The organism is Curtobacterium sp. NPDC089185 (assembly GCF_040685235.1).
In the GTDB taxonomy this organism is placed as follows: Bacteria; Actinomycetota; Actinomycetes; order Actinomycetales; family Microbacteriaceae; genus Curtobacterium; species Curtobacterium citri.
Genome location: NZ_JBFBHK010000001.1, coordinates 394,780 through 406,188 on the forward strand (window position 1 = coordinate 394,780; position 11,409 = coordinate 406,188).

Below are 11,409 nucleotides of genomic sequence, written 5' to 3' on the forward strand. Positions count from 1 at the left end.
GTCGCGTCATGCAGATCCTCGCCCTGGTCATCGGCCTCGTCCTCGGCGCGGCCGTCGGTGCCGTCGTCGCGTGGTCGCTCGCGCGCTCCCGCGCGGGCGTCGACGCCGCCGCGGCACGTGCCACCGCCGACGCCGTGCGGGCGCAGCTCGACACCGCGCGCGCCGATGCCGAGGAACGGCTCGACGCGCAGGACGCCCAGTACCGCCGGCAGGTCGACTCGCTCGAGCGTCGGGCGGCCGAGCTCGAGCACCTCGTGCAGCGCATGCACGGCGCCGACGCCGCGCGCACGCAGGGCGAGTCGAAGGTGCTCTCCGCGCTGAGCCCGGTCGCGCAGACGCTCGACGTCATGCGCGCGAAGATCGCCGAGCTCGAGCAGTCCCGCAGCGAGCAGTACGGTGCCCTCTCCGCGCAGCTGCGGTCCGCCGCCGAGTCCGAGGAACGCCTCCGGGCCACGGCGGACACCCTCGCGAGCGCCCTGTCCTCGAACAGCACCCGCGGCGTGTGGGGCGAGACGCAGCTCCGGAACGTCGTGGAGGCCGCCGGGCTGCTCGAACGCGTCGACTTCGACGTGCAGTCCTCGGTCGCGACGACCGCGGGGACCGCCCGACCCGACATGGTCGTGCACCTGCCCGGCGGCAAGACGATCGCGGTCGACGCGAAGGTGCCGTTCAGCGCCTACCTGCAGGCGGCCGAGATCCCGGCGAGCGCGACCGGCGCCGAGGGTGCCCGGCGCGACCAGCTCATCGCCCAGCACGTCAAGGCCCTGCGGGCGCACGTCGACGCCCTCGCCGCCCGCGAGTACTGGACGGGCTACGACGCCTCGCCCGAGCTCACCATCGCGTTCATCCCGTCCGAGTCCCTCGTCTCGACCGCCCTCGCCGCCGACCCCGGGCTGCTCGACCACGCCTTCCGCAAGCGCATCGCCCTGGCGTCACCCGTCACGCTGTGGTCGGTGCTCAAGACCGTCGCGTTCTCGTGGCAGCAGGACGTCGTCACCGCCGAGGCGCGCGAGCTCTTCCGGGTGTCCCGCGAGCTGTACGGCCGCCTGGCGACCATGGGCGGACACGTCGACAAGCTCGGCCGGGCGATCCGCGGCTCGGTCGTCGACTACAACCGCTTCGTGGGGTCGCTCGAGCGGCAGGTGCTGCCGAGTGCCCGGCGGCTGTCGCTGCTCGACGAGTCGAAGGTGCTCGCCGACCCCGCGACGATCGACGACGAGCCGCGGCTGCTCACCGCGCCGGAGCTCGTCGGCGCCCTCGACGAGGACTGACCGCCGCGCGGGCGCGCGCGGCGCGAGGTGCTCCGGCGCAACGAGGAGCACCCCGAACCACGTGATCCCGTGGTTCGGGGTGCTCCTCGTTGTGCGAGCGGTCAGCCGTCCGGCCGCAGCCTCAGCGGATCAGAACCACTTCTCGGCGCGGTGGTCCGCCTGGATCCGGCGGATCGTGTTCGAGCGCGAGCGGAGCACGAGCGAGTCGGTGTGGATGACCCCGCGGGAGCGACGGACACCGTCCACGAGGACACCGTCGGTGACGCCCGTGGCGACGAAGAACGTGTTGTCGCCCGTGACCAGGTCGTCCTGGTCGAGCACCTTGTCGAGGTCGTGCCCGGCGGCGATCGCCTTCTCGCGCTCCTCGTCGTCCTTCGGCTGCAGCTTGCCGAGGATCACGCCACCGAGCGCCTTGATCGCACAGGCGGTGATGATGCCCTCCGGCGTGCCGCCGACACCGACGCACATGTCGATCTTCGAACCGGGCAGCGCCGCCGAGATGCCGCCGGCGACGTCACCGTCGAGCAGCAGTCGCGTGCCGGCACCGGTCGCGCGGATCGCGCGGATGAGCTCGTCGTGGCGCGGGCGGTCGAGGACGGCGATCTGCATGTCCTCGATGTCCTTGTCCTTCGCCTTCGCCAGGGCGCGGATGTTGTCACCGATCGGCTTGTCGAGGTCGAGGACCCCGCGCCCCTCGGGACCGGCCGCGATCTTGTCCATGTAGAACACGGCCGACGGGTCGTACATCGAGCCGCGGTCGGACACCGCCATCACCGAGATCGCGTTCTGCCGGCCGGCGGCGGTCAGCGACGTGCCGTCGATCGGGTCGACCGCGATGTCGCAGGCCGGGCCGTGGCCGTTGCCGACGTGCTCGCCGTTGTACAGCATCGGGGCGTTGTCCTTCTCGCCCTCACCGATGACGACGACGCCGTCGAAGTTCACCGTGCCGAGGAACTTGCGCATCGCGTCGACCGCAGCGCCGTCCGCGAGGTTCTTCTCGCCCCGACCGACCCACGGCTGCGCACGGATCGCGGCGGCCTCCGTCGCACGCACGAGCTCGAGCGCGAGGTTGCGGTCGGGCTGGAGGAACAGGGCACCGGTCTCAGTCGTGGGAGTCACGACCAGAGCCTACCCACCGCCCTCACAGGAGCCGCACCGGGTGCACGGACGTGCACGCTGTGCCCCCTGGGGGCTCGCTGACTAGGCTCGCACGGGACACCACCAGTCGAAGGAGATCGCAGTGCCCATCGCAACGCCGGAACAGTACGCCGAGATGCTCGAACGAGCGAAGGCCGGCAAGTTCGCCTACCCCGCGGTGAACGTGTCCTCCTCGCAGACCATCAACGCCGTCCTCCAGGGACTCCAGGAAGCCGGCTCGGACGGCATCCTCCAGGTGACGACGGGCGGCGCCGACTACTTCGCCGGCCACACCGTCAAGAACCGCGCTGCCGGCGCCCTCGCGATGGCGCGCTTCGCCCACGAGGTCGCGAAGAACTACGACATCACCGTGGCCCTGCACACCGACCACTGCCCGAAGGACGCCCTCGACGGCTTCGTCCTCCCCCTCATCGCCGCGAGCGAGGAGGAGGTCCGCCAGGGCCGCAACCCGATCTTCCAGTCGCACATGTGGGACGGCTCGGCCGTGCCGCTCGACGAGAACATCGAGATCGCCCGCACGATGATCGAGAAGACGCGCAACATCAACGCGATCCTCGAGGTCGAGATCGGCGTCGTCGGCGGCGAGGAGGACGGCGTCCAGCACGAGGGCACGAACGACGCGCTCTACACGACGCCGAACGACGTCGAGAAGGTCGTCGACGCGCTGGGCCTCGGTGACAAGGGCCGCTGGATCGCCGCCCTGACCTTCGGCAACGTGCACGGCGTGTACAAGCCGGGCAACGTCAAGCTGCGTCCGGAGCTCCTCGGCGAGATCCAGCGCTCGGTCGCCGAGAAGCACGGCACCGGCGAGAACCCGCTCGACCTCGTCTTCCACGGCGGCTCCGGGTCGACCGACGACGAGATCCACGAGGCCGTCCGCAACGGCGTCATCAAGATGAACATCGACACGGACACGCAGTACGCGTTCACGCGCTCGATCGCCGACTCGATGTTCCGGAACTACGAGGGCGTGCTCAAGGTCGACGGCGAGGTCGGCAACAAGAAGCAGTACGACCCGCGCGCCTGGGGCAAGGTCGCCGAGACCGCCATGGCGGCCCGCGTCGGCGAGGCCGCGAAGGTCCTCGGCTCGGCCGGCAACACCAAGGGCTGATCCAGCCGTACCCGGGGTCACTGCCTGGAGGAACGGGGCGCGTCCGACGGACGCGCCCCGTTCCGCGTCCGGTCACCACCACGGCCCGTGACACGATGGGCGGGTGACCACCGACGCCATCGCCTCCTCGTTCGCCCAGTACGTCACCGAGTCCCCGACCGCGTTCCACGCGGCTGCGGTCGCGCGGGACCAGCTCGTGGCGGCGGGGTTCACCGAGCTGTCGGAGCTCGACGCCTGGCCCACCGAGGCCGGCGCCTACGTCGTCGTCCGTGACGGTGCGGTCATCGCCTGGCGCCTGCCGGAGTCGGCGACCGCGACCACCCCGTTCCGGATCCTCGGCGCGCACACCGACTCCCCCGGGTTCCGCATCAAGCCGAACCCCGGCGTCCGGACGGGCGGCTGGGAGCAGCTCAACGTCGAGGTCTACGGCGGCGCGCTCCTGTCGACGTGGTTCGACCGCGACCTCCGCATCGCCGGCCGCGTGGTCGACGCGGACGGCGCGGTCCGACTCGTGTCGACGGACGCCGTCGCCCGGATCCCGAACCTCGCCATCCACCTCGACCGCGGCGTGAACGACGGCAAGGAGATCGACCGGCAGCGCCACACCCTGCCGGTCGTCGGGATCGATGCCGCGTTCGGCGGCACGGACGTGCTCGACTGGCTCCGCGGCCGCGTCGGCGAGGCGGTCTCGTGGGACCTCTTCCTCGCGGACACGCAGGCCCCGGCGCGCATCGGCATCGACGGCGCGTTCCTGGCGTCCGGTCGGATGGACAACCTGACGAGCGTGCACGCCGGGCTCCGCGGCATCATCGAGGCCCCGGCCGACGGTGACCACGTCCCGGTGTTCGCCGCGTTCGACCACGAGGAGATCGGCTCGTCGACCCCGTCCGGTGCGGGCGGCCCGTTCCTCGAGGACGTCCTCGGCCGCGTGCAGGAGGGCCTCGGCGCCACCCGCTCCGAGGCCGCACGGGCCTTCCGCGCCTCGTGGCTGCTCTCGAGCGACGCCGGGCACCTCGTGCACCCGAACCAGCCGGAGAAGCACGACCCGACGAACCGCCCGCGGCCGGGAGCGGGTCCGCTCCTGAAGATCAGCGCGAACCAGCGCTACATGACCGAGGCGAAGGGCGAGGCGGTCTGGGCTGCCGCGTGCGACGCCGCCGGGGTGACCTGGCAGCCCTTCGTCAACGTGAACACGATCCCGGGCGGCTCGACGATCGGCCCGATCGCGGCGACCCGGCTCGGCATCCCGACGATCGACATCGGCGTCGGGCTGCTGTCGATGCACTCGGTGCGCGAGCTCGTGCACGTCGACGACCTCGCGGCACTGCACGGCGCGGTCGCCGCCTTCCTCGCCGGGTAGGCGGAGGTAGGGTCCGATCGACCCGGACTCAGCGGGCCTACGCCCGGCTGTGCCCCACGAACCACTCGTGGAGGTTCGGGTCCGCCAGCACCACGACGGTCAGCACGACGACGACCACCGTCAACCAGACGACGCCGCCCAGGAGCGGGACCCACGTGGACCACTTCCGGCGGCGGAGACGGGCGACGGCCCACCACGTGGTGAGGGCGAGGAGCACGATGCCGCTCAGGGCGATCAGGACCGCTGCGAGCGACATGGTGCTCGGGTCGGACATCGTGGTGAAGCGCTGCTCGACGGTCGCCCGCGTCCTGCTCGCCGTCTGACCCGTGTCGAGCGTGCCGAGCACCGTCCAGAGTCCCAGCGTGAGCAGCCCGACGGTCAGCACGAAGTCGAGCCGTGAGGCACCGTACGGGCTCGCGGGCTCGGTGGCCGACGTGGACGAACCACGGCGGCCGTCCGGGCCGGACGTCGCGCGGTCGCGCCGGTCCGACGCCTGCCGTACGGTGCCGGACGGACGACGTGCGTCGGCGTCCCGCCCCTGAGCGGCCTCCTGCCGCTGTGCCGCGTCCCGACGCTGCTCCTCGGCGGCCTGTCGTTCCTGCTCGACGAGCACGGGGTTCACCCAGCCTGCCGGGGCGTACTCGCCGTACTCGGGGGCGGGCGTGCCGTGGACCCGGCCGTCCGCGCGACCGCCGGCCGACGTCGCCGAAGCGGGTCGTGCCTCCCGGCCGAGCGCGGTCTCGTCGACGTGTCCCGGGTCGCGGACCGGCACCGCCGCCCAGTCTCCCCGCGGCGCGGTCACCGGCGCCGCCCGCCGAGCGCACGCGTCGGGGCGCCCGACGCGTCGGTGCGGAGCTCCTTGGGGAGCGAGAACATCAGGTCCTCGTGGGCGGTGACGACCTCTTCCACCGAGCCGTACCCGGCGTCGGCGAGCTGCTCGAGGACCTCGGCGACGAGTTCCTCGGGGACGGAGGCGCCGCTGGTCACACCGACGGTCGCGACGCCGTCGAGCCACTCCTGGCGGATCTCCTCGGCGTAGTCGACGCGGTGCGCCGATCGTGCACCGTGCTCGAGCGCGACCTCGACCAGGCGCACGCTGTTCGAGGAGTTGGCCGAGCCGACCACGATGACGAGGTCCGCCGCGGGGGCGACCTTCTTCACCGCGACCTGGCGGTTCTGCGTGGCGTAGCAGATGTCGTCGGACGGCGGGTCCTGGATCGACGGGTACTTCTCGCGCAGCAGGCGGACGGTCTCCATCGTCTCGTCGACGCTCAGCGTGGTCTGCGAGAGCCACACGAGGTTGTCGGGGTCGGACACCCGGAGCGCGGCGACGTCCTCGGGCCCGTTGACCAGGATCGTGCGCTCGGGCGCGTGGCCCATCGTGCCCTCGACCTCCTCGTGGCCGGCGTGCCCGATGAGGATGATCGTGCGGTCCGCCTTCGCGAATCGGGTGGCCTCGCGGTGGACCTTCGTGACGAGGGGGCACGTTGCGTCGATCGCGTGCAGGTCGCGCTCCGCGGCACCGGCGACGACCGCGGGCGAGACACCGTGCGCACTGAAGACGACGTGCGCGCCGCGGGGCACCTCGGCGACGTCGTCGACGAACACCGCACCGCGCTGCTCGAGGGTCGAGACCACGTGCACGTTGTGGACGATCTGCTTGCGGACGTACACGGGCTCGCCGTACTGCTCGAGGGCCTTCTCGACCGCGACGACCGCGCGGTCGACCCCGGCGCAGTACCCGCGCGGGGCGGCGAGCAGCACCTTCTTCGCGCCGGCGACCGGCTCGTCCCGCAGGCGGCCCCGCGCGGCGTGCACCCGGGGCGGGGCGAGCGGGACCGTGCGGCCGTTGGTGATCGTCACGCCCCCGATGATAGGTGTCGGGCGGGCGTGCGGCCTGGGTGTCGACCCGGCCGCGGTGTGCGGGCCGTGCGGCGCTGTCCGCGGGATGCGGCAGCATGGGGGCATGGCGATCGAACAGGGCCCGCCGACGGCCGACAACCCGTGGCCCGTCGCGCTGCTCGGCGCGAAGATCCGCGACTGGATCGACCGGCTCGGCACCGCGTGGGTCGAGGGCGAGATCACCCAGTGGAACGTCGCCGGCGGCAACGTGTACGGCAAGCTCAAGGACGTCGAGGTCGACGCGACGGTGTCGTTCTCGATCTGGTCGAGCGTGCGCTCCCGGGTGCCGGCGGACCTGAAGCAGGGCGACCGCGTCGTCGCCGCCGTCAAGCCGAACTACTGGGTCAAGGGCGGCTCGCTGACCATGCAGGTCGTCGAGATGAAGCACGTCGGGCTCGGTGACCTGCTCGAGCGCCTCGAACGGCTGCGCCGGACCCTGGCGGCCGAGGGACTGTTCGACCCGTCGCGCAAGCGCCGCCTGCCGTTCCTGCCGCACCGGATCGGGCTGATCACGGGTAAGGACTCCGACGCCGAGAAGGACGTCAAGCGGAACGCACAGCTGCGGTGGCCGCAGGTGGCGTTCCGGACGGTCCACACCGCGGTGCAGGGCGAGCGGGCCGTCGGCGAGGTCACGGCCGCCATCGTCGAGCTCGACGCCGACCCCACCGTCGACGTCATCATCGTCGCGCGCGGCGGCGGCGACTTCCAGAACCTGCTCGGCTTCAGCGACGAGGGGCTCGTGCGGACCGCGGCGGCCGCGACGACCCCGATCGTCTCGGCCATCGGGCACGAGGCCGACCGTCCCATCCTCGACGAGGTCGCCGACCTGCGGGCCTCCACCCCGACGGACGCCGCCAAACGGGTCGTGCCGGACGTCGCCGAGGAGCTCGCCAACGTCCGGCAGGCCCGTGCCCGCCTGGGCCTCCGGCTGTCGCACGTGCTCGCCGTGGAGGCGGACCGGATCGCCGCCCTGCGTTCCCGTCCGGCCCTGGCGTCGACCGCGTGGCTCGTCGACACCCGGGCGGAGGAGGTCGCGCGCGACCTCTCCCGGGCGCGGGAACTCGTGGACCGCCGACTCGAGCGCTCGCACGCCGACGTCGGACACCTGACCGCCAGGCTCCGGTCGCTGTCGCCGCGGGACACCCTGCGGCGCGGGTACGCCATCGTGCAGACCGCCGACGGCGGGGTGGTGCGCGGCTCGGACGACCTCGACGGTGCCACGCCCGTGCACGTCACGCTCGGTGCCGGCACCGCCACCGGCACGCTCGAAGCGGACGGACCGGGGCCGGACGGCTCCGGCGCCTGAGGGCTCCGGTACCTGAGGGCTCCGGCGCCTGACCACCTCCTCCACGGACCCGGGCCGCGGTACGTCGCGTCGGGGGCTGCTCGGTAGGATCGAGGGGTGTCGACCCAGCAGGAACCCGTGCCGTCCGACGTGCAGTCGCTGAGCTACGAGGCCGCGCGCGACGAACTCGTGCGCGTCGTCGCCGAGCTCGAGCAGGGGTCCGCCACGCTCGAGCGGTCGCTCGCGCTCTGGGAACGGGGCGAGTCGCTCGCCGCCCGGTGCGAGGAGTGGCTCGTCGGCGCGCGTGCCCGGCTCGACGCCGCCCGTGCCGCCTCGGCCGACGCGGACCGCGCGCAGGCCGCCGGCGACCAGGACGGAGCGGTCCGGTGACCGACCAGGACGGACGCCCCGCCGTCGCCGAGCTCGGTCGGCCGGAGACCCCGGAGGAGACCTGGGCGCGGAAGGACGCCGCCCGCCGTGCGCGCCGCGAGCACCAGACCGCCTTCAACCTTGTCATCGCCCTCATCGCGTCGCTCGGCATCGTGCTGTTCCTCGTGCTCGTCGTGGTCCGACCGGACCAGACGGTGGACCGCTCGGTCGACTACCAGCAGGTGGCCGCCGGTGCGGACGTGCCCGGCGTGACGCTGGCCGCGCCCGACCTGCCCGACGGCTTCACGTCGAACCGTGCCGACTTCCAGGACAAGACGTCCGACGGGGTGCGGGTGTGGACGGTCGGGCTCGTCACCCCTGACCGGCAGTACATCGGTCTGCAGCAGGGCATCGAGGCCAACGCGTCGTGGGTGTCGAACCAGCTCGACCAGAAGCCGGCCACCGGTGACCGCACCATCGACGGCACGAAGTGGACCGTGTACGACCGCCGCGACGAAGGTCGCGACGCCGGCAACCACGCGTACTCCCTCGTGACCACCTTCGGCAGCAACACGATCGTCCTGTCCGGCACCGCCGACGACCGGTCCTTCACGACCGTCGCCCGCGCCGTGACCGAGCAGTTCGCCCAGCAGCAGTAGCAGCCAGCAGCAGCAGCAGCAGCAGACCCGACCGACCCCGAGCACGAGGAAGACCATGCCCGACCGCGCCGCATCCACCCCGTCCGACGCCCTCCGCCTGCTCGTCGAGGGCAACGCCCGCTTCGCCTCCGACAAGCGCCGCACGGGTCGGATCGACCCGGACCGCCGCGGCGAGCTCACCGGGTCGCAGGCACCGTTCGCGACCGTGCTCGGCTGCTCCGACTCCCGCGTGCCGTTCGAGCACGTGTTCGACGCCGGCATCGGCGACCTGTTCGCCATCCGGAACGCGGGGCAGATCGTCGACGACGTCGTGCTCGGCTCGATCGAGTTCGCCGTCGTCGCCCTCGGCACCCCGCTCGTCGTCGTGCTCCGGCACACGCGCTGCGGTGCCGTGGCCGCCGCCCGTTCCGGTGAGCCCGTCCCCGCTCCGCACCTGCAGGCCCTGGTCGACGCGATCGCGCCCAGCGTCGAGCAGGTCCGGGCGACCGACGCCGAGCTCCCGCAGGAGTCGATCGGCGCCGCGCACCTCGAGGCCACGCTCCGCCAGGTGATCGAGCGCTCCGGCGCCGTCTCGGACGCGATCGCCGAGGGTAGGTTGGCGGTCGTCGGGGCGACCTACGACCTGGCCACGGGCGAAGTCACCATCGACACCGTGGTGGGCCAGGCCTGACCGGTCGCCACCACGAGCGCCCGGACACCCCCGGGCACCGAGCCAACGGGGCGACCGCCCCGACCGTGCACCACAGGAAGGACCACGACGACGTGACCCACACCACCGAACCCGACCAGACCGACGGCTTCCGCATCGAGCACGACACGATGGGCGAGGTCCGGGTGCCCGTCGACGCCCTGTACCGCGCGCAGACGCAGCGCGCGGTGGAGAACTTCCCGATCTCGGGCAGCGGGCTCGAGCCGGCGCAGATCGTCGCCCTCGCGCGGATCAAGCGGGCTGCGGCCGTGGTGAACGGGTCGCTCGGCATCGTGGACCCGGCAGTGGCCGACGCGATCGCGCAGGCCGCGGACGCGATCATCGGCGGCGAGCACCACGACCAGTTCCCGGTCGACGTCTACCAGACCGGCAGCGGCACCTCGTCGAACATGAACATGAACGAGGTCCTGGCGACGCTCGCGACCCGCATCGCCGGCACGGACGTCCACCCGAACGACCACGTCAACGCCTCGCAGTCGTCGAACGACGTCTTCCCCACGTCGGTGCACGTCGCCGTCACCGAGGCCCTCATCCGCACCCTCGTCCCGGCGCTCGAGCACCTCGCCGCGTCGCTCGAGGCGAAGGCGACCCTCTGGGCGGACGCCGTGAAGTCCGGCCGCACCCACCTGATGGACGCCACCCCGGTCACGCTCGGCCAGGAGTTCGGCGGCTACGCCCGGCAGGTCCGGCTCGGCGTCGAGCGGGTGCAGGCGACGCTCCCCCGCGTCGCCGAGGTCCCGCTCGGCGGCACCGCGGTCGGCACCGGCATCAACACGCCGAAGGGCTTCCCGCAGCAGGTCATCGCACGGCTCGCGGAGGACACCGGCCTGCCGATCACCGAGGCGCTCGACCACTTCGAGGCCCAGGGCGCGCGGGACGCCCTCGTCGAGGCGTCCGGTGCCCTCCGGGTCGTCGCGGTCAGCCTCACGAAGATCAACAACGACCTGCGCTGGATGGGCTCCGGGCCGAACACCGGCCTCGGCGAACTGCACATCCCCGACCTGCAGCCCGGCTCGTCGATCATGCCCGGCAAGGTCAACCCGGTCATCCCCGAGGCCACCCTCATGGTCGCCGCGCGGGTCATCGGCAACGACGCCACCGTCGCGTGGGCCGGGGCCTCGGGCGCCTTCGAGCTCAACGTCGCCATCCCGGTGATGGGCACGGCGCTCCTCGAGTCGATCCGCCTGCTCGCGAACAGTTCGCGCGTCCTCGCCGACAAGACGATCGACGGACTCGAGGCGAACCTCGAGCGCGCCCGCTCGTTCGCCGAGTCGTCGCCGTCGATCGTGACCCCACTCAACCGAGTGATCGGGTACGAGGCCGCCGCCAAGGTGGCGAAGTACGCCGTCGCCGAGGGCATCACCGTCCGCGAGGCCGTCGTCGCCCTCGGCCACGTCGAGCGCGGCGAGGTCACCGAGGAGCAGCTCGACAGCGCCCTCGACGTGCTTAGCATGACGCACCCGAACTGACGCGGGTCCCCACCCGACGGACGGGAGGCGCGGGGGCGGGCCGCCCCCCCCCCCCCCCCCCCCCCCCCCCGACCACCCCCCCCCCCCGGGGGGGGGAAAAGGGGGGGGTAGGGGCG

At 72.7% G+C, this 11,409-nt stretch carries 11 protein-coding genes; 8 read left to right on the plus strand and 3 right to left on the minus strand.

Annotated elements, in window-relative coordinates; genetic code table 11:
- Nucleotides 1-8: 8 nt before the first annotated feature.
- On the plus strand, nt 9-1,271 hold the full coding sequence (locus AB0N84_RS01825; RefSeq protein WP_363543370.1) for a DNA recombination protein RmuC: 1,263 nt from the start codon (nt 9-11) through the stop codon (nt 1,269-1,271).
- Between the two features lie 129 nt (nt 1,272-1,400).
- On the opposite strand, the gene glpX is transcribed toward AB0N84_RS01825, so the two are convergent.
- Entirely contained in the window at nt 1,401-2,390 is a 990-nt protein-coding gene (gene glpX, locus AB0N84_RS01830; protein WP_083263742.1) for a class II fructose-bisphosphatase, read from the minus strand.
- A gap of 121 nt (nt 2,391-2,511) precedes the next feature.
- On the opposite strand from glpX, the gene fbaA reads away from it, so the two are divergent.
- Both fbaA and AB0N84_RS01840 read left to right on the plus strand, forming a co-directional pair.
- Nucleotides 2,512-3,540, plus strand: a complete 1,029-nt coding sequence (gene fbaA / locus AB0N84_RS01835; RefSeq protein ID WP_363543372.1) for a class II fructose-bisphosphate aldolase — start codon at nt 2,512-2,514, stop codon at nt 3,538-3,540.
- 103 nt (nt 3,541-3,643) lie between these two features.
- Nucleotides 3,644-4,900: a M18 family aminopeptidase gene (locus AB0N84_RS01840; RefSeq protein ID WP_182047143.1), complete on the plus strand. Its 1,257-nt coding sequence runs from the start codon at nt 3,644-3,646 to the stop codon at nt 4,898-4,900.
- A gap of 37 nt (nt 4,901-4,937) precedes the next feature.
- Here AB0N84_RS01840 and AB0N84_RS01845 read toward each other — a convergent pair whose 3' ends face one another.
- Together AB0N84_RS01845 and AB0N84_RS01850 are read right to left on the minus strand one after the other, a co-directional pair.
- Nucleotides 4,938-5,672 (minus strand): DUF6264 family protein, encoded by a 735-nt coding sequence (locus AB0N84_RS01845; RefSeq protein WP_363543375.1) that lies wholly within the window; start codon nt 5,670-5,672, stop codon nt 4,938-4,940.
- Between the two features lie 26 nt (nt 5,673-5,698).
- Entirely contained in the window at nt 5,699-6,718 is a 1,020-nt protein-coding gene (locus AB0N84_RS01850) for a 4-hydroxy-3-methylbut-2-enyl diphosphate reductase (RefSeq protein WP_363543397.1), read from the minus strand.
- Nucleotides 6,719-6,866: 148 nt separating this feature from the next.
- Here AB0N84_RS01850 and xseA point away from each other — a divergent pair, with 148 nt between their 5' ends.
- The 5 genes from xseA (at nt 6,867) to AB0N84_RS01875 (ending at nt 11,293) form a co-directional block, all read left to right on the plus strand.
- Entirely contained in the window at nt 6,867-8,108 is a 1,242-nt protein-coding gene (xseA, locus tag AB0N84_RS01855; protein WP_363543377.1) for an exodeoxyribonuclease VII large subunit, read from the plus strand.
- Between the two features lie 96 nt (nt 8,109-8,204).
- Nucleotides 8,205-8,477: an exodeoxyribonuclease VII small subunit gene (locus AB0N84_RS01860; RefSeq protein ID WP_069711692.1), complete on the plus strand. Its 273-nt coding sequence runs from the start codon at nt 8,205-8,207 to the stop codon at nt 8,475-8,477.
- The gene (locus AB0N84_RS01865; RefSeq protein ID WP_363543379.1) at nt 8,474-9,115 is read left to right on the plus strand and encodes a DUF4245 domain-containing protein; all 642 of its coding nucleotides are present in this window, start codon (nt 8,474-8,476) and stop codon (nt 9,113-9,115) included. Before AB0N84_RS01860 ends, AB0N84_RS01865 begins: the two co-directional genes overlap by 4 nt.
- A 55-nt stretch (nt 9,116-9,170) precedes the next feature.
- Nucleotides 9,171-9,785 carry a carbonic anhydrase gene (locus AB0N84_RS01870; protein WP_363543380.1) on the plus strand — a complete coding sequence of 205 codons (615 nt, stop codon included), beginning with the start codon at nt 9,171-9,173 and terminating at the stop codon, nt 9,783-9,785.
- A 92-nt stretch (nt 9,786-9,877) separates the two neighbouring features.
- A complete protein-coding gene (locus AB0N84_RS01875) occupies nt 9,878-11,293 on the plus strand; it encodes a class II fumarate hydratase (RefSeq protein WP_363543382.1) in 1,416 nt (471 codons plus the stop codon).
- The last annotated feature ends 116 nt before the right edge of the window (nt 11,294-11,409 follow it).

Coding starts and splice junctions, on each gene's coding strand:
- AB0N84_RS01825 (WP_363543370.1), top strand. CDS start 9: ATGCAGATCCTCGCCCTGGTCATCGGCCTCGTCCTCGGCGCGGCCGTC.
- xseA (WP_363543377.1), top strand. CDS start 6,867: ATGGCGATCGAACAGGGCCCGCCGACGGCCGACAACCCGTGGCCCGTC.
- AB0N84_RS01870 (WP_363543380.1), top strand. CDS start 9,171: ATGCCCGACCGCGCCGCATCCACCCCGTCCGACGCCCTCCGCCTGCTC.